18 protein-coding genes are annotated in these 17614 nt (G+C 60.9%); 7 read left to right on the top strand and 11 right to left on the bottom strand.

Annotated elements, in window-relative coordinates; genetic code table 11:
• Positions 1-183: 183 nt before the first annotated feature.
• Positions 184-1194 carry a helix-turn-helix transcriptional regulator gene (locus ACSQ8R_RS15505; RefSeq protein WP_436254197.1) on the top strand — a complete coding sequence of 337 codons (1011 nt, stop codon included), beginning with the start codon at positions 184-186 and terminating at the stop codon, positions 1192-1194.
• A 27-nt stretch (positions 1195-1221) separates the two neighbouring features.
• On the opposite strand, the gene glgA is transcribed toward ACSQ8R_RS15505, so the two are convergent.
• Both glgA and ACSQ8R_RS15495 read right to left on the bottom strand, forming a co-directional pair.
• The gene (gene glgA, locus ACSQ8R_RS15500) at positions 1222-2706 is read right to left on the bottom strand and encodes a glycogen synthase GlgA (protein WP_436255488.1); all 1485 of its coding nucleotides are present in this window, start codon (positions 2704-2706) and stop codon (positions 1222-1224) included.
• A 298-nt stretch (positions 2707-3004) separates the two neighbouring features.
• Positions 3005-3355, bottom strand: a complete 351-nt coding sequence (locus ACSQ8R_RS15495; protein ID WP_436254196.1) for a DUF2934 domain-containing protein — start codon at positions 3353-3355, stop codon at positions 3005-3007.
• 175 nt (positions 3356-3530) lie between these two features.
• Between ACSQ8R_RS15495 and ACSQ8R_RS15490 the strand changes: the two genes are divergently transcribed.
• On the top strand, positions 3531-3779 hold the full coding sequence (locus ACSQ8R_RS15490) for a hypothetical protein (RefSeq protein WP_436254195.1): 249 nt from the start codon (positions 3531-3533) through the stop codon (positions 3777-3779).
• A gap of 121 nt (positions 3780-3900) precedes the next feature.
• On the opposite strand, the gene ACSQ8R_RS15485 is transcribed toward ACSQ8R_RS15490, so the two are convergent.
• Entirely contained in the window at positions 3901-4398 is a 498-nt protein-coding gene (locus tag ACSQ8R_RS15485; RefSeq protein WP_436254194.1) for a ferritin-like domain-containing protein, read from the bottom strand.
• Positions 4399-4482: 84 nt separating this feature from the next.
• A complete protein-coding gene (locus ACSQ8R_RS15480) occupies positions 4483-4875 on the bottom strand; it encodes a BON domain-containing protein (RefSeq protein WP_436254193.1) in 393 nt (130 codons plus the stop codon).
• 145 nt (positions 4876-5020) lie between these two features.
• Between ACSQ8R_RS15480 and ACSQ8R_RS15475 the strand changes: the two genes are divergently transcribed.
• On the top strand, positions 5021-5353 hold the full coding sequence (locus ACSQ8R_RS15475) for a hypothetical protein (protein WP_436254192.1): 333 nt from the start codon (positions 5021-5023) through the stop codon (positions 5351-5353).
• 34 nt (positions 5354-5387) lie between these two features.
• On the opposite strand, the gene ACSQ8R_RS15470 is transcribed toward ACSQ8R_RS15475, so the two are convergent.
• Together ACSQ8R_RS15470 and ACSQ8R_RS15465 are read right to left on the bottom strand one after the other, a co-directional pair.
• On the bottom strand, positions 5388-5567 hold the full coding sequence (locus ACSQ8R_RS15470; RefSeq protein ID WP_436254191.1) for a hypothetical protein: 180 nt from the start codon (positions 5565-5567) through the stop codon (positions 5388-5390).
• Positions 5568-5759: 192 nt separating this feature from the next.
• Entirely contained in the window at positions 5760-5960 is a 201-nt protein-coding gene (locus ACSQ8R_RS15465) for a hypothetical protein (RefSeq protein ID WP_436254190.1), read from the bottom strand.
• Positions 5961-6067: 107 nt separating this feature from the next.
• Here ACSQ8R_RS15465 and ACSQ8R_RS15460 point away from each other — a divergent pair, with 107 nt between their 5' ends.
• Positions 6068-6874: a Ku protein gene (locus ACSQ8R_RS15460; RefSeq protein ID WP_436254189.1), complete on the top strand. Its 807-nt coding sequence runs from the start codon at positions 6068-6070 to the stop codon at positions 6872-6874.
• A 15-nt stretch (positions 6875-6889) separates the two neighbouring features.
• On the opposite strand, the gene ligD is transcribed toward ACSQ8R_RS15460, so the two are convergent.
• Together ligD and ACSQ8R_RS15450 are read right to left on the bottom strand one after the other, a co-directional pair.
• Positions 6890-9421, bottom strand: coding sequence for a DNA ligase D (ligD, locus tag ACSQ8R_RS15455; protein ID WP_436254188.1), 2532 nt, complete (start codon positions 9419-9421; stop codon positions 6890-6892).
• A 2-nt stretch (positions 9422-9423) separates the two neighbouring features.
• Complete coding sequence (locus tag ACSQ8R_RS15450; RefSeq protein ID WP_436254187.1) at positions 9424-10287, bottom strand: Ku protein; 864 nt, start codon at positions 10285-10287, stop codon at positions 9424-9426.
• A 203-nt stretch (positions 10288-10490) separates the two neighbouring features.
• Here ACSQ8R_RS15450 and ACSQ8R_RS15445 point away from each other — a divergent pair, with 203 nt between their 5' ends.
• The gene (locus ACSQ8R_RS15445) at positions 10491-10982 is read left to right on the top strand and encodes a sigma-70 family RNA polymerase sigma factor (protein ID WP_436255487.1); all 492 of its coding nucleotides are present in this window, start codon (positions 10491-10493) and stop codon (positions 10980-10982) included.
• Positions 10983-11093: 111 nt separating this feature from the next.
• On the opposite strand, the gene ACSQ8R_RS15440 is transcribed toward ACSQ8R_RS15445, so the two are convergent.
• Positions 11094-11819: a glutathione S-transferase gene (locus ACSQ8R_RS15440; RefSeq protein ID WP_436254186.1), complete on the bottom strand. Its 726-nt coding sequence runs from the start codon at positions 11817-11819 to the stop codon at positions 11094-11096.
• Positions 11820-12022: 203 nt separating this feature from the next.
• Here ACSQ8R_RS15440 and ACSQ8R_RS15435 point away from each other — a divergent pair, with 203 nt between their 5' ends.
• Positions 12023-14365 carry a glucose/quinate/shikimate family membrane-bound PQQ-dependent dehydrogenase gene (locus ACSQ8R_RS15435; RefSeq protein ID WP_436254185.1) on the top strand — a complete coding sequence of 781 codons (2343 nt, stop codon included), beginning with the start codon at positions 12023-12025 and terminating at the stop codon, positions 14363-14365.
• Positions 14366-14432: 67 nt separating this feature from the next.
• On the opposite strand, the gene ACSQ8R_RS15430 is transcribed toward ACSQ8R_RS15435, so the two are convergent.
• Positions 14433-14708 carry a BON domain-containing protein gene (locus tag ACSQ8R_RS15430; RefSeq protein WP_436254184.1) on the bottom strand — a complete coding sequence of 92 codons (276 nt, stop codon included), beginning with the start codon at positions 14706-14708 and terminating at the stop codon, positions 14433-14435.
• A gap of 52 nt (positions 14709-14760) precedes the next feature.
• On the bottom strand, positions 14761-16704 hold the full coding sequence (locus ACSQ8R_RS15425; RefSeq protein ID WP_436254183.1) for a PAS domain S-box protein: 1944 nt from the start codon (positions 16702-16704) through the stop codon (positions 14761-14763).
• A 271-nt stretch (positions 16705-16975) separates the two neighbouring features.
• Here ACSQ8R_RS15425 and ACSQ8R_RS15420 point away from each other — a divergent pair, with 271 nt between their 5' ends.
• A complete protein-coding gene (locus ACSQ8R_RS15420; protein WP_436254182.1) occupies positions 16976-17578 on the top strand; it encodes a TetR family transcriptional regulator in 603 nt (200 codons plus the stop codon).
• The last annotated feature ends 36 nt before the right edge of the window (positions 17579-17614 follow it).

Here is a 17614-nt window from a genome sequence, read left to right as displayed (position 1 = left end):
GCCGCGGCCTCTCCGTTGCGGCTCTCATCCAAATCCAGATGCGTATTGACAATTACGGAGCGATCCCACTGAACTGGCGCGACTTTTGTGGGGCGGAAATATTCGTTGGTGTCAGTAGATTTTCCCGAACAACTCTATGAGGCGGCGTTCATACCGGAGCTCTGGCCTTCCGTATGCGAAAGCATGGCTCGCCTGGCCGGTGCCCATTCCGCGGCCATCGCGACGCTCGACAATGATCATCAGTATCGATGGGTCTGCAGCCCCCGCATTCACAAGGCCCTGCTCGATTTCAGCACAAGCGAGATCCGCTACGAGAATATCCGGCCGGAGAGACATATTCAGTCGAGGAAATTTGCCTTCCTGCGCGATATCGATCTCATGACGGAAAGGGAAATCGAGGAGGACCCGATCTATAGGGAACGGCTAAGGCCGCTCGGGTTCGGTTGGACAGCCGGTGACGTGCTGCGGGAGCCTTCAGGACACCTCCTGATCGTGGACCTTCTTCGCGAGACTTCTGCCGGCCCGTTCCAGCCGGACGATATGGCCACCATGAATCGCCTGAAGCCGGATATAACGCGGGCCGCGTGGCTCGCATCCCGCCTGGCTTTCAAACAGGCCCGCAATACCGTCGAAACCCTCGAATTGATCGGGATGCCGGCCGCCGTCATCGGTGACAATGGCGGCGTCATGGAGGCAAATCCGCAATTCCAAGGCCTTGGCACGCAAGTCCTTATCGGCGCCGGCAACCGGATCAGGCTTTCCAGTGCGTCCGCCGAATTGCTTCTCGGGACATGCATTACGGCTGTGCGCAAGTCAGAAGTGCCCATCGTCCAAAGCATCCCCCTGCCGGCCAGAACCGAAGAGGAGACGCCGTTGATCATCAACGTCGTTCCGATCAAGAAACGGTCGCGCGACATTTTCAACAGATCGCTGGTAGTCCTGCTCGTCACAAAGGTCGGTATGAGTGAGACGCACGATCCCCATGTCCTGCAGGGCCTTTTCGACCTTACACCCGGTGAAGCACGCATCGCATGGGAGATAGGCTCAGGCGGCACGGTAGACCGCGCGGCCGAAAACCAGGCTATTTCCCGGGAAACCGTGAGAACCTACCTGAAGCGCATCATGATGAAGACCGGCGTGCGGACGCAGGCCCAGCTGGTCCTGCTTCTCAGAGGGCTTCCGTTTCTTCGGTAGCGTCTCGCTTCACTTTGAAGTTTACACTCAGAGCGTTGCCCGACGGATATCCGAGGTTGTCGAGGCAACGTGCCCGGACTTCAGCACCAGGTTGGCATAGACGGCGGCATATTGCTGGGCGCTGCGTTCCCAGGAAAATTTCGCCTTCATGCCTTGGTTCTGCAGCCGTGCCCACATTTTCGGGTCGGCATAGGCGTGCAGCGCGCGGCGAAGCGCCAGGCGCAATCCGTCGGTGGTCACCGGATGGAACTGGAAGCCGGTGGCGACGCGGGCGGACATGGCCGCATCATTGGCATCGATGATCGTTTCCGAAAGCCCGCCGGTGCGGGAGACGACCGGGACGCAGCCGTAGCGGAGCGCGTAGAGCTGGGTCAGCCCGCAGGGTTCGAAGCGGGAGGGCTGGACGATCGCGTCCGACCCGCCGTGGACCAGATGCGCCGTCGGTTCGTCGTAGCCGAAATGCACTGCCATCCGGCCCGGAAAACGCGCGGCGGTATCGGCCAGCGCCCGCTCGATCTCACGGTCGCCCTGGCCGAAGACGATCACCTGGCCGCCGTTGCGGATGATCTCGTCCGCCGTATCGGCGAACATATCAAATCCCTTCTGCCAGGTCAGCCGACTGACGGCGGAAAACACGGGACCTTCCTGGGCCGGGTTCAGCCCGAATTTCTGAAGCAGCGCGGCGCGGTTCTCGCGCTTGCGGCGCAACGTACCGACATCGTAGTTGCGTGGCAGGTGCGGGTCCGTCGAAGGGTCCCATATATCGAGGTCGATGCCGTTGACGATGCCGCGAAGGACGGAGACGCGTGCATTCAGGACGCCGTCCATGCCCATGCCGAAGCGCGGGGTGAGGATCTCGCGCGCATAGGTCGGGCTGACGGTGGTGATCGCGTCGACCGTCAGCAGGCCGCCTTTCAGGAAACTGATATCCCCGAAATATTCCATTCGGTTCATGGAATAGGCTTCCGGCGGCAGGCCGATGCTCATCAGAACGCCGGCAGGATACTGGCCCTGGAAGGCGAGGTTGTGGATGGTCAGCACGACGGGCGTCATGCAGCCGCGTTCGCGCATATAGACCGAGGTCAGCGCCGACTGCCAGTCATGGGTATGAACCAGGTCGGGAATCCAGCCCGGCAGCAATCCATCGGCGATTTCGGCCGCCGCGAGGGAAAGTGCAGCGAACCGTTTCCAGTTGTCGGGATGATCGATGCCCTCTTCATCGACATAGGGACCGCCGGGCCGGTCGTAGAGAGCGGGCGCATCGAGGATGAAAAGGCTGAGGCCTTCGACGCGGGTATGCAGAAGGGCGGCTTTTTCGCCGAGCAGGTTGTCGAAGGTGACCAGCGGCATGGCGCTCTTCAGCTGCTGCATGACCTGGGGATAACCGGGGATCAGAGAGGTCGTCTCTATGCCGAGCGGGGCGAGCGCCTTTGGCAGCGATCCGGTCACGTCTGCTAGGCCACCCGTCTTCACAAGGGGGAAGATTTCGGAGGTGACCGAAAGAATTCTCATGCCGGGAAGCCCCCGCTTTCCATAACCAGTATTGATCCCCTGTTCCGTTGCGCTCCACTCATCTCGACGGGGTTCGCCGATCGGGACGTAAGCGTTCATCATGCGTGCCTCCGCCATCTGCCGGTCTCCCCTGCAGAACGTTTTCGCCCTGGCCAACGTTCCTCCGCCGGGATGAAACCGAGACCACGTTCAGACGCAAAAGCCATTTCAATTTTCCAGGATAAACAAACCCGCGGCCGCGATGATGTCAGTCGCCGCGACCAATAACGATTGTGATGAAGCTGGGTGGCGGGTGGCGTCAGGCGCCAGCCGGAACCTTCTTGGAGCGCTTCTTCGCCGGTTGGACGGCTTCCGGCATGGCAGCGGCCGGTGCCTTGGAAGATGTCTTCGCGGGAGAAGCCTTGGCAGCGGCGGTTTTCGCTGCCGGTTTGGGTGTTGCAGCCTTCGACGCCGCTTTCGGCGGCTTCACGGCGGTGGCGGACTTGCCGCGCGATCCTGCCGCAGGCTTTTTTGAAGCGGTAGGCCCGAGCGTCGCATATTCCAGCTTGGCTCTTTCCCAATGCTCCCTATCCTTACCTGACGGATAGCCTTCCTCTTCCCACAATATGTAGGCCCGTTTTCTGATCCAGACTTCTTCGGATTCCGCCATTCTTGTCTCCATTCGCCCAAGCGCCCAAACGTGCGCGGCGCAGAAAAGTTCCCTGGTAAAAACGAAAAATCGCAACCCGGCCGAGACGTGGCCAACACTCGAAAAAAAACTTCCCCGGAGGCGGAACTTTTGGTTCCCGAATGTACTTGTGACCGCCGGGAAGGAGATACATCCAATGGGAAAGTACTGCGATATCGTCCCACACGCAACCGGTTGGGTCTACGTCATCGACGGCGTCCAGTCTGCGTCTTATTATCACACCTATGAGCTTGCCATGGAGGCCGCCAAGGCCCATGTGGCGCGCGACCGGAGCGGACGGGTCGAGATTTTTCGAAGGCAGGCGCTGAACGGCGAGATGTTGCCGATTCCGCCCGTGCCCGCCAACCCCGATCCTTCGGTCCTGAGGCGATCCTTCCCGGCTTGAGGAGGCCGGAAAGGAGGAAAAACCCGGCGGCAGCCAACCTGGCGGCGGCCGGGTTTTTTGTATGTTGAAGCCACGAAAAAGGCGCGGACGAGACCGCGCCTTCCTTAGATCGTCGGGATTGTCAGGCAGCCTTCTGGGCTGCCGTGTTGACGGCGGTCTTGGCAAGGGTCGTCAGAGCCTCATCGGTCTTGCTTTCCTCGGCAAGGGTCTGATCGAGAAGCGTCACCGCATCCCGGTGACCGAGCTGCTGAGCCCAGGCACGCAGGGTGCCGTAGCGGCTGATCTCGTAATGTTCGACCGCCTGGGCGGCGGCGAGCAGGCCGGCGTCGAGCGCCGGGGTGCCCTTGAACTCGTCGAGGATCTCCTCGCCTTCTTCGATGATGCCGTCGATCGCCGGGCAGGTCTTGCCCTGGGCCCGCTTGCCGATGATCTCGAAGACCTGCTTCAGGCGATCGATCTGGCCTTCGGTTTCTTCCTTGTGCTTTTCGAATGCCGCCTTCAGCTTGGGATCCTGAGCACCCCGCGCCATCTTCGGCAGCGCCTTCACGATCTGGCGCTCGGCGTAGTAGATGTCCTTCAGGGTTTCATGAAAAAGGTCGTCGAGGGTCTTGTTAGCCATGGGTCTCTCTCCTTGTTGGTGATGTTCTTAAGGCAGGGATTGCGAGGCACCTAACGAGCAAGTGCCTCGCAGGTTCCACGGGGATCAATGCCTTTCGGGCGCGATCCGAAGATTGTTGCGGCAGGCCGTGACCCCTTCGATCTCCAGCACGGCTTCTTCCGCCCGGGTCTTGTCGGCAAAGTGCGCGACGTAACCTTCCAGGGTCACTTCGCCATTCTCCACCGAGACCGTCATGTTGCCCGGGTCGAGAAAGGCCTCCTGCGTCAGGCGCTCGTTGACGTCCTGTACGATCAGATCGTCGGGCCGTTCGTAACCGCTCGGTCCCTTGCCGATCTGCTTTTCCCGCTCCGGTCCCTCGGCAAAGATATTGGCTTCGCCCTGAAGATAACCGCTCGGGCGGCTTTCCGCCGGGCCTTCCCACCGAGGCCACTGCGAGGTCTCGCCGGGGCGGCCGGCTTTCGGCTGCTCATTCTTCATCGGCTTTCTCCTTATCAGGGGCATGATCGCCCGCAGCGGAGTAACCCATGGTTGCCGGAAAAGTTCCGCGCGAGTTGATGGAACCGGAACGTCCGAACCGCGTTCTGGCTTCAAACTAGAAAAGTGCCTATGACGGGAGAGAGATATGCAGGACAGACTGAAGATCTATCGGCTGGTGCCGACGGCTGCGCCAGGCGATCCGAACTGGCAGAATTCGCCGGCACATGGCGAAGTGGTAGTCAGGGCAAAGACCGCCGGCGATGCGCGGCTGGTGGCGAGCCAGGCGGAACTGGATTTCATGGAAATCGATGCTTCGCCCTGCGAGGGCAATTCGACGGAAATGGCGAGCGCCTTCCGCAGCGACAAGCTTTATACGGTGATCGAGGATAGCAGCGGCCGGTTCGCGCCGAATGGGCCACGGGGCGTGATCGGTGGCGGCCGCGTGTTCATTGACAACCTGATTTCGACCCAGCTCTGACGGCTTGAGGCGGACGTATCCAAGACGGAAAGTATCAGTCTGTACGCCCGTCGATCTTTTCGTTGAGTGCCCTCTGGAGCGCGCGCGCCAAGTCCAGCAGCCGATCAGGAACCTCTTCCTTCTCGATTTCGGTCAGAAGGACCGAGACCTTGCGGTTAACCCGCCGTCCCATCCTGACGTCCTCATCCGCAACCGGAGTGTCTTGTTTCGTCATCCCGACCTCTGACGTAATCACCGCCGGCTTATCCGTTCCCGAACAATGTCCGCCCGCCATAACCTTACATTAGCTTTCCATACATCATTACGGCTAACTTCGGATATCCCGAAAAAGTCACAGAGGACAAATGAAATGAAGCGACTCCCTATCCGGGAGCCGCTTCATTTGTTCCAGAGTTTTTTTTGAAACTCAGTGCTTGGGCGGCTTCGGCGTGCCCGATGGAATGGACGTCACGGTGCTCGAGACGGGATCGCTTGCCGGAAACGTATCTTCCAGGCCCTCGTTGAGCTGCTCGTCCAGCTCCTTCTTTTCACCGCGGTCGCGAGCCGATTGCTCGACCTTCTTGTTCCGGTCGTTCTGCGCGGAGTTGGGTGTGCTCGTGGTGCTCATCTGATTTCTCCTGGCCTGTTTCATCACGAAAACGGTTTGGATCGAACCTTTGTTCCGGAACCAAGCTACGGCAGCGTGGGTTATCGGGGGGAACGAAGGAGTATCCCGTGGCGCCGCGCGTATTCTGGAAAGGTTATCTGAAGCTTTCGCTGGTCACCTGCCGCGTGACGATGACGCCGGCCGTCTCCGAAGGCGCCAAGGTGCGCTTCCACAATATCAACCGCAGGACCAACAATCGCGTTCTCAGCCAGTATGTCGATGCGCAGACCGGTGAGGCGGTCGAGGACGACGATCAGGTCAAGGGGTATCCGAAGGGCGAAGACGACTATGTTCTTCTCGAGGACGAAGAGATCGAGGATGTCGGGCTCGAAAGCACCCGTACGATCGATATAGAGACTTTCGTGCCTGCCGACTCGATCGACTGGATCTGGTACGATCGGCCGCATTACCTGGCGCCCGACGACGAGGTGAGTGCCGAGGCGTTTGCGGTGATCCGGGAGGCCATGGCAAAGAGCGGTACCGGCGGTATTGCCCGGCTCGTCATGTATCGTCGCGAGCGGGCGGTTCTGCTGCTGCCCAAGGACAAGGGGATCGTCGTGTGGACCTTGCGCTATGGCGACGAAGTCCGCGACGCCGACGAATACGCCGCCCAAGAACCGAAAGAGAAGGCTGATGCCCAGCACCTGTCGATGATGAAGAAGATCATCGACGAGCGCACCGAGGCCTGGAAGCCCTCGATGGCGGACGACCCGGTCCAGGACCGGCTGCTCGAAATCATCGCCGAGCGCAAGAAGAGCCGGAAGGCGAAGAAGAAGGTCGAGGCCAAGGTGCCTGAACGCAGCAGCAACGTGATCGACATCACCGCGGCGCTGAAGAAAAGCCTGGAGGCGGAGCGCAAGTTGCCGCGCAAGTGAGCCTCCCTTCGGCTTCTACCGTTTTTTCTTTTCCTTGAACTCGATTGGTGCTTCCGCCTTGCGGAAATCGCCCCAAGGATCCTTCGCCTGCTGGGCGATGCGGGCCGGGGCGTTGATGACCGTGAAATAGTTGGGGGCGATCGCGCCGCCGAGCTCTTCCCACTCGACAGGCATGGAGACAGGCGCGCCGGGGCGGGCGCGGGTGGAATAGGGCGCCACCGCGGTATTGCCGCGGCCGTTGCGCAGGTAGTCGATGAGGATCTTGCCGCTTCGCTTCGACTTGGTGATCGTCGAGACGTATTTGTCGGGATCGTCGCCGGCCATGCCGTCGGCCAGTGCCTTCATCGCCGCCTTCACCTGCGGCCATTCCGCCTTCGGCTTGACGGGTGCGACGACATGCAGGCCCTTGCCGCCCGAGGTCTTGACGAAGGCGACCAGCCCCATGTCCTCGAAACGCCGCTTCACTTCATGGGCCGCGGCGATGATCTCGGTCCAGGAAACGCCTTCGCCGGGGTCGAGATCGATATTGACCATGTCCGGCTTTTCCCAGTCGTCGAGGTTGGAACCCCAGGGATGGATTTCAAGGGTCGCGCCCTGGACGAGGCCGAGCAGCCCGTCGAGGTCGCGGATGGTGATGTCCTCTTCCGCCGGATCGGCAGGGTCCTTTACGAGCACGGCGTTCCTGGTCATGCCCTTCCAGCCGTGTTTCTGGAAAAACAGCTGGCTGCCGATGCCGTCGGGGCCGCGCAGAAGCGCCAGCGGGCGGTTGACGACGAAGGGGGCCATCAGCCGCCAGACTTCGGTATAATAGTCCGCGAGCCCGGCCTTGGTCACCCCGGCATCCGGCCAGTAGACCCGGTCGGGATGGGTGAGATTGATCGTCCTCGTCGGCGGCTTCGGTTGTTCCGCTGCGTTCACTGGCCCACCCTCCCGGACGATCTCCTTCGGATCCTTGTCTTCCCTCAAGCCCCGGAAGGCGGCATGGCGGATATGCGCATCCGCCGTCCAGCCGCGGAATTCCACCTCCGCCACCAGTTCGGGTTTTACGAAAACGACATCCTTCTTTTCCACCCCGGCAAGCTTTTCGTCAAACGGGCTTTCGCCCATGGAGAGTTCCTCGAGGCGTTTGAAGAGCGACTGGGCCACGGCATTCGAGTAGCCCGTGCCGACGCGGCCCGCATGCCGCAGCTTCCCCTTGTCGTAATACCCCATGACCAGCGATCCGATCGCCGTCCTTGAAACGGAGGAGGGGACAAAACCCGCGATCACGAATTCCTGTCGCGCCGAGCATTTCGACTTCACCCAGTCGCGGCCTCGGCCGGGTCTGTAGGGTGCGTCGGATATCTTTGAGATGATGCCTTCGAGGCTGAGCCGGCAGGCGTGTTTCAGGACCAGGCCGCCCTCGTCGCCGAAATGCTCGCTGTAACGCAGGGCAGGGCCGCTGCCGGTCAGCAGTGTCTCCAGCACCTCCTTGCGCTTCAGAAGCGTCGCGCCGGTGAGGTCGTAGCCGTCCAGGTGAAGAATATCGAAGGCGTAGAAGGTGAAGCGATCGTTTCGGCCCTCGCTGAGGTCCTGCTGAAGCAGCGAGAAATCCGTGGCGCCGGAACCGGCCTCGACGGCCACTTCCCCGTCGATGATCGCATCGGTCGCGGCAAGTTTTGCGAATTCAGCGATGATCTCGTCCCCGAACTTGTGCGTCCAGTCGAGGCCGGTGCGCGTCGACAGCTTTACCTTGCCATTTTCCAGACGGGCCTGCAGGCGATAGCCGTCGAGTTTGATCTCGTGGACCCAGCGTTTGCCGGAAGGGGCGCTCTTCACCAGCGTCGCAAGCTGCGGTTCGACGAAATCCGGGAGTTCGGCTTTCCGCACACCCTTGATCTTCGACGCGGTTATGTCGGATTTTTCCGGGTCAGGATCGGATTTCGCCTTCGCTTTCGGTCTGGCCGAACTCTTTGCCGCCGGTGTCTTGCGGCCCCAGATTTCGTCCAGTGTCTTGCCGGATTTCACCGAAAGCGGCATTTCGTCGAGAATGTCCTTGTCGCCCTCGGCCCGGGCGAATTCGTCGTCGCCCTTGACCAGCAGCCAGTTTTCGCGCTTTTCGCCTTGCTTTTGCGCCATGCGGATCAGGTGCCAGCGGCCTTCCAGCTTCTCGCCCTTAAGCTCGAATTCCATATGGCCTTTCTTGTAGGCCTTGTGGGGGTCGCCGATCGGCTCCCAGGTGCCGCGATCCCAGAGCATGACCGCGCCGGCGCCGTAATTGCCTTTCGGGATCATCCCCTCGAAACCGCCATAGTCGAGCGGGTGGTCTTCCACATGCACCGCAAGTCGCTTTTCGCCGGGTACGAAGCTCGGGCCGCGGGTGACCGCCCAGCTCTTCAGGACGCCGTCCATCTCCAGCCGGAAATCGTAGTGAAGGCGGGTGGCGTCGTGTTTCTGGATCGCAAAACTGTTGCCGGATGCCTTGGCCTTGCGGCGGCCCTGGATCGTTCCCTGAGGTTCGGGAGAGGCCTTGAAGTTCCGCTTCCGATTGTAGGTTTCGAGCGCCATGATCAGCTCGCCTTTCTCTGCGTGGCGGCAGTCTTACGAGATACGGTTTTCCTGGCAGTTTTCCCGGCGGGTTTCTTCGACGCGGCTTTGTTGCCGCCGCCGGCGCTCTGACGCAGCGCATCGAGCAGACTGGAGACCTTCTTCGGCTCGGGCTTCGGCTGCTTCCTGAGCTTGCGGCCTTCGATCTTCGCCTTGATCAGTTCGGCAAGTGCTGCCTCGTAACGGTCGTCGAACCTGCTCGGGTCGAATTCGCCGCGTTTGGTGTCGATGATGTGTTCCGCGAGGTCGAGCATCTCGCCCTCGATCTTGAAGCTCTTGATGTCGGAGAAAATTTCCTTCGCCGGCCGGACCTCGTAGTCGTAGTTCAGCGTGCTGGCGGTCAGGCCATTCTCGGTCGGTCGGATCAGCAGCGTCCGCAGTCGCCGGAAGAGCACGGTGCGGGCGAGCGCGGCGACATTCTTCTCCTTCAGTCCTTTGCGGATCAGCTCGAAGACCTCGGCGGAGGGTTTGTCGGCGGGCGCCAGGTAATAGGGACGATCAAGGAAGATGGTATCGACGCCGTTGCAGGGGATGAAGGTTTCGAGTTCCAGCGTCTTGTCGCTCTCGGGTACCGCGGCCTTCACCTCGTCAGGCTCCAAAAAGACGTACTGGCCGCTTGAAACTTCGTAGCCCTTGACGATGTCCTCGCTTTCGACCTGCCTGCCGGTGTCGGCGTCGACCATCTGGCGGTGGACGCGGTTGCCCGTCTCTCGATTGATGATGTGGAAACTGACGCGGTCGGATGTCGATGCGGCCGTATAAAGCGCCACAGGGCAACTCAGTTCTCCGACTTTCAGATATCCTTTCCAGTTTGCACGCGGTGCCATATCCGAACTCCCGGCAGAACTCCGTGAAAGTCCTATCAACAGGCCTGCCGACCTGTTTGTTCCCTCAGGCGAGGCGCGGTTTCCGTCACGAAGATGAACAGGGCATTCATCTTAGGGGAACCAAATACGCAAGGCATGCGTTTGCCCCCGTCATTCCAGCCATTAAGACTTCGGAGAGGTAGGCAACGGTGTCTGAATCACAGTTGAATGGTGATCCTGCACGTGCAGACATAGTAAGGCTTATTCCGGCTCTCCGCGCATTTGCCCGTACTTTCTGCCGCAATCCCAGCGATGCAGACGACCTGGTGCAGGAGACGCTGATGAAGGCGCTCGCCAATCTCGACAAGTTCGAGCCGGGCACCAAGCTGAAAAGCTGGCTTTTCACCATTATGCGCAACACCTTTTATACGCGGGTCAAGGTGCTTGGCCGCGAGGCGCCGGGGATCGAGGAGAACGTCTCCGGGGATACGCCGGTCGCGGCGAGCCAGGAGATGGCGGCAAGAGCCCGGGAGGTCCAGCGTGCGCTTCAGAAACTGCCGCCGCATTATCGAGAAGTGCTGACGCTCGTTGCGATCCTCGGGGAAAGCTACGAGGCGGCGGCGGAAATCTGCGATTGCGCGGTGGGCACGGTGAAAAGCCGGCTCAACCGGGCGCGGCATCAAATCCTGCACGAATTGGGTGAGGAAACGAACTGAGCTGCCGCATCGCGACAGCTTTGCCTTTGGAGGTCGTCATGAAATTCACATTGATTGCGGCAGCAATCGTCCTCGTGACGATCGCCCCGGTTTTCGCATTTATCTAGCTGATCAGGCCGGATCCCGGTCGAGGTCCGGGTAATGCCGGAATATGCCCGACTCGTTGAAGGCGAGCCGGCGCTTCGACGTGAGATAGGCCTCGATATTCGGGCGCTTGGCGACCGCGTCGCGCAGCTTGGCGACGTTGGGGTAGTCGCTATCGAAGTTTTTCATCGCACGCGGGAAGGCATAAACGAGGCCTTCGGCGAGCTGGAAGAGCGACAGGTCGACATAACTCAGGGCGTCGCCGACCGTATGGCCGCTCTTTGCCGGATTGGCCGTGATGATGCGCTCGAAATAGCCGATGAATTTCGGGACCCGGTGTTTCAGGAAGGCCCGGGAGCGGGCCTTGGCCTCTTCTCTCTGGTCCTCGTAATAATCGGCGGTGCTGATCGGGTGGTGCGTGTCATGCACCTCGGCCACGAAATCGGTGGTCGTCAGCTGCAGTCCATGGGCGAAGACGCGGGATTTTTCGTCCTTCGGCACCAGATCCAGCTTCGGCCCGAGATAGTTGAGGATATTGGCGACATGCGAGACGATCAGGTCGCCGTCCTTCAGGAACGGCGGCGCGAATGGCATGTCGTGTCCATGCTTGCCGCGGATATAGTCCATCATTTTTGCTGTGCCGTGATCGCCGCGGGCCACATCCACATAGTCAGCTCCGGCTTCTTCCAGCGCCAGCCGCACGAATTCGCCGCGACCCTGAAGGCCGTCCCAGTAATAAAGCTCGTAGGTCATCTTCACTCCAGAAATTCTGCAATCCCGACCGGCTTCGAACGCAGTCCGATCCCTGTTCAACCCGGCTGTCGCATGTACTGTTCCTTTAAATTTGCATTGCTGGAACACGAGTTGGAACTTTTGCACAGGGGTTGTGTTGAGGGCTCGGGGTGCCGCAAGGTTTTCGCGCTCAGGATTTTTCAGGTTGGCATAGGGTTTTGACGATGGCTATCAGGATTACCGCGGTCGTTTTTATTTTGATCGGTTTGGCTCTGGCCGTCGGCGGCGGACAACTGCTGCTGCTCGGAGGAAGCGCCTATTACATCATCTGCGGTCTCGGCTTCGTGCTGACCGGCATCCTGCTTTTCCTGAGGAGCGCCATCGCACTCAGGGTCTATGCGGTTATCGTGCTGGCCTCGCTGGCCTGGGCGATCTGGGAGGTCGGGCTCGACTGGTGGCAGCTCGGTCCGCGCGGCGGGATGATCATCCTGCTCGGCCTTTGGCTCCTGACGCCCTGGATCCGCACGCCGCTCGGCTTTTCAAGCCCGACCGGCATGCGTTACGGCGCAAGCGCCCTGCCGCTCGGTATTTCGCTGATGATCGCGATCGTCGTCGCCATAATCTCGATGTTCCTCGATCCGCTGGACCAGAGCGGCGAGCTTCCCGAACAATCCGTCGCAGCCGCTCCGCCGATGGGCGGCAACGTGCCGCCCGGCGAATGGCACCAGTATGGACGGACGCCCTTCGGGCAGCGTTACTCGCCGCTCGACCAGATCAAGGTCGACAACGTCGCCAACCTTACGGAGGTCTGGCGCTACCAGACCGGCGACGTGAAGCGGCCGGACGACGTGGGCGAGACGACCTATCAGGTGACGCCGCTCAAAGTCGGCAACTCGCTCTATCTCTGCACCCCGCACAATCTTGCGATCGCGCTGGACGCGACGACCGGCAAGGAGAAGTGGAAATACGACCCGAATTCCGGCATGAACCCCGATCGCCAGCACCAGACCTGCCGCGGCGTCAGCTACTACAAGGATGCGGCCGCTGCCGCCGGCAGCCCTTGTGCTGAACGGGTCTATCTGCCGACATCGGACGCGCGGCTGATCGCACTCGACGCTGCGAACGGCCAGGTCTGCACCTCCTTCGCCGACAACGGAACACTGCAGCTCACCAGCGGCATGCAGTATAATCCGGCCGGTTACTACTACTCGACCTCGCCACCGGCGATCGCCGGCAACAAGATCATCATCGGCGGGGCGGTCAACGACAACTATTCCACCCAGTCGCAGTCGGGCGTCATCCGCGCCTTCGACGTCAATACGGGGCAACTGATCTGGAACTGGGATTCGGGCAATCCGAGCCAGACGCAGCCCTTGCCCCCCGGCCAGACTTACACGACCAATTCGCCGAACAGCTGGTCCGTATTCAGCGTCGATGAGGAATTGGGCCTCGTCTATATCCCGCTCGGCAACCAGGTGCCCGACCAGCTCGGCATGGGCCGCAACGAGAATGTCGAGAAATATTCCTCGTCGATCGTCGCGCTCGACCTCAATACCGGCGCCGACCGGTGGGTGCGCCAGACGGTGCATCATGATCTATGGGATATGGACGTGCCGGCCCAGCCGGTCCTCCTCAACATCACCAAGACGGACAATACGGTAGTGCCGGCGCTGATCGGTCCGACCAAGCAGGGCGACATCTACGTGCTCGACCGGCGCACCGGCGAGCCGATCATCCCCATCACCGAGGAGCCGGCGCCCGGAGGCGCCATCCCGGAGGACCGTACCGCGCCGACCCAGCCTACCTCGGCCCTGTCGTTCAAGCCAAGGCCGCTCGAGGAACGGGACATGTGGGGCATCACCATGTTCGACCAGATGGTCTGCCGCATCTGGTATCATCAATACAACTATAGTGGTCGCTACACGCCGCCCTCCCTCAAGGGCACGATCGTCTATCCCGGCAATTTCGGTACGTTCAACTGGGGCAGCGTCGCCGTCGATCCGGAACGGCAGGTGATGTTCGGCATGCCGACCTATCTCGCATTCACCTCAAGGCTTGTGCCCCGGTCCGAAATCCCGCCGAAGGGCCAGGGCGAGAAGGGCAGCGAACAGGGCCTCAACCGCAATGAAGGCGCGCCTTACGGCGTCTATATGGGGCCGTTCCTCGGGCCGCTGCAGATCCCCTGCCAGGCGCCGCCATGGGGATATGTGTCGGGCGTGGATCTCAGGACCGGTGAGATCGCCTACAAGCACCGCAACGGCACGGTCTACGACATGACGCCGCTGCCTCTGCCCTTCAAGGTCGGGGTGCCGGGCATCGGCGGGCCGATGATCACCAAGGGCGGCGTGGCGTTTCTCGGCGCTGCCGTCGACAACTATCTGCGCGCCTACAACCTAACCGACGGTCGTGAACTCTGGAAGGCGCGGTTGCCGGCGGGCGGCCAGGCGACGCCGATGACCTATGCCGTGGACGACGGGCGCCAGTTCGTCGTGATGGTGGCGGGCGGGCACGGCTCCGTCGGTACCAAGCCCGGCGACTACGTGATCGCCTACGCGCTGCCGCGATAGGCAGGCTACACAGAAGTCCCGGGCGTCCGGCACCCGGGATTTTTCGTTCGCAATCGGTGTAGGGAGGTTACTTCCGGCGGATGAAACGGAGTTCGTTGCGCACGGCGCTCACTCCGGCAACGCCCAGTGCCACTTCCGCGGCCCGCGCGATCTCGCTTTCCAGTTGGACCGTCCCGCTCAGCATGACCTCGGAGCCTTGGGCGACGACAGCGACATCGCTTGCATCGATGCCGCCGGCAGAAGCCAGCGCATCGGATACAGCCCCTTCGAGTGTAGCGCTCGGCGGAAACTCCGCCTCGACCTCGGGAGGCGTCTCGTGAAAATGCTGATGCTTGAAGACCATTGTCGTACTCCGTTCTGACACGGCACGACAACGCGCGGGGAGGGCGATTGGTTCAGCGCCCGCCGGCAAGAACCGTGGCGATGATCTCCTGAAGCTGGGTCTGCGAGAAAGGTTTCGGCAATCGCGGCAGGCGGTTGTCGCCGCCGGTCGGCAATTCCGCGTAGCCGGTCGCCAGCACCACCGGCAGGCCCGGTCGCTCTTCGCGGATGGCGGCGGCCAGTTCGGAGCCGGTCATGCGGGGCATCGAATGGTCGGTGATGACCAGATCGATGTCATGGGCGCCGCTTCTCAGCTCCTTGAGGGCATCGGTCCCACTATGGGCCTCGATCACCGTATGGCCGAGATCCTCCAGCATCAGCGTCGTGTTCATCAGGACCAGTGCGTCGTCATCGACGGCGAGAATGGTCAGGCGGCCTCTGGGAGTTGCTGCGGGCGATGGCATGGTCTTCTCCGGAGACTGCGGACAGTCGTTTGCATCTGCCGCAGGCAGATAGAGCGAAACCGTGGTGCCCTTGCCCTTTTGGCTTTCGATTTCAAGTTTACCGCCCGACTGTTCGGTCAGGCCTTGCACCATAGACAATCCGAGCCCCGTTCCCTTTCCGACGCCCTTCGTCGTGAAGAAAGGTGTCGTCGCGCGGATAAGGGTCTCTTCGTCCATGCCTTCGCCGCTGTCGGCGACCGAAAGCCGAACATAACAACCGGGCTTCAGCCTGTCGGTATTCTTGTCGGCCAAATATTCCTCGGCGCTGATGACGATCGAGCCGCCGCCGGCCATCGCATCCCGGGCGTTGACGACAAGGTTCAGAAGCGCAGTCTCCAGCTGAACCGGATCGCTGGTAACATGCGGCAGGTTTTCGGCAAAGCGGGTTTCCACGGAGGCGGAGGCGCTGAGCGAGCGCTGAATGAAATCCGCCATGCCGCCCACGAGCACCGGCACGTCGATAGCCTGCATGTTCAGTTCCTGTCGCCGGGAGAACGCCAGCATCCGCTGGGTCAGTGCCGCACCCCGCTCGGCGCCCAGGATGGCATTATCCAGCAGGGGCGTCAGTGCTGGATCGTCGGGCAGGCGTTTCTTCAGAATTTCCAGGCTGCCCAGGACGGCCATCAGCAGATTATTGAAATCGTGGGCAACGCCACCGGTCAACTGGCCGATGGCCTCCATCTTCTGGGATTGGAAAAGTTCCTCGCGGGCCTGGGTGAGAGCCTTCTGTGCCTCGACTTTTTCAGTGATGTCGCGGGTGATCTTGGCGAAGCCGAGAAGCTTGCCTTCCTCGTTGCGGATCGCATCGACGATGACATGCGCCCAGAAGCGCGTGCCGTCCTTGCGCTGCCGCCAGCCTTCTCTCTCGAATCGTCCCTCGCGCCGTGCGGTTTCCAGGCTCCGGGCCGGTTCGCCGCGCTCGCGATCCTCCGGCGTATAGAATTGCGAAAAATGCTGGCCGACGATTTCGTCAGCGGTATAGCCCTTGATGCGCGCGGCACCGGAGTTCCAGTTGCTGACGCGGCCATCCGGGTCGAGCATGTAGAGAGCGTAGTCCGTGACGCCCTGGACGAGGATCTGGAATTTCTCCTCGCTCAGCCGGAGTTCCGCCTCGGCCTTTTTCCGTTCCGTCAGGTCGCGGGTTACCTTGGCGAAGCCGAGAAGCTCGCCGGAACGGCCCCAGATCGGGTCGATGATGACATGGGCCCAGAAGCGGTTGCCGTCCTTGCGGACGCGCCAGCCTTCCTTTTCGAAGCGGCCTTCGGTCACAGCGGTCCGCAAGGCGTGCTCAGGCGCACGCGCCAACCTGTCTTCGGGTGTATAGAAGCGGGAAAAATGCTGTCCGAGGATTTCCCAGGCCTCGTATCCCTTGAAGCGCTGGGCGCCTGCATTCCAGCTGACGATCTTGCCGTCCGCGTCAATCATGTAGATCGCATAGTCGGTAATGGCGTCTACGAGAAGACGATACCGCTCCTCGTCAAGCAACGAAACGTCGTAACTTTGAGGTACGCTCATAAACCGCCCTCGGCCCACAAAATTTGTGGTTTAACGCGCTGTAACAACGAACAGTTGTAACTGTGCAACAGGATCATTACTCTTCCCCGGCCCACGAAACCCGTGGTCTAACGCGATATAATGCCCAAGTCTCATTTTGGTTCCGTGTTTCCAAAATTTTCTATCTTCCGCCAGCGGCGGCAACCAGGCCCGGGTTGACGGATGACGAGTTTTCCTTTACGACTGACGAAAGATGAAAATCGTCACACGTAAAACGAAAGCCATCAGCAGTATGGATACCAACGAAAATACGCTGGATACGTCGCGGCAGGATAATATCGGCCGTATCCTCGATGCGGCGGAGCGGCTGTTCAAGCACTACGGTTATACCAAGACCAATGTCGCCGACATTGCTCGGGATCTCGGCATGTCGCCGGCCAATATCTATCGTTTCTTCTCGTCCAAGGCGGATATCCATCAGGCGCTTGCGAACCGCATGCTGGATTCCGGTTATCAGGTCGCGGTCGCCAACGCGAAACGGCCGGTGAGTGCCGCCGAGCGGTTGCGGGACCACGTCCTGCAACAGCACCGCATCACGCTCGAGACCATGCTCGACGAAAAGAAGGTGCATGAGATGGTGGTGATCGCCATCGAGCAGCAATGGCCGGTCATCGAGCAGCATCTCGAACGGATACGCCTCGTCATTGCCGATCTCATCGAGCAGGGCATCGAAGCCGGCGAGTTCCGTCAGCAGGATCACCACCTTGCAGCTGAGTGTTTCATGTCGGCAATGGTCATCCTCTGCCATCCTCAGCTCGTTGCGGACTGCCTTCTGGAAACCAGGATCGGCAAGCCAGAGGATCTCGTAGAATTCGGCCTCAAGGCCCTCAGATAATTCGCCTGCAATAGTTCTGGGCGCCCAGGGGGCGTC

Origin of the sequence: Neorhizobium sp. LjRoot104 (genome assembly GCF_964253725.1) — a bacterium.
Lineage (GTDB): Bacteria > Pseudomonadota > Alphaproteobacteria > Rhizobiales > Rhizobiaceae > Neorhizobium.
The sequence above is the reverse complement of the archived record's forward strand: the minus strand, read 5'-3'. Positions and strand labels throughout refer to the sequence as shown.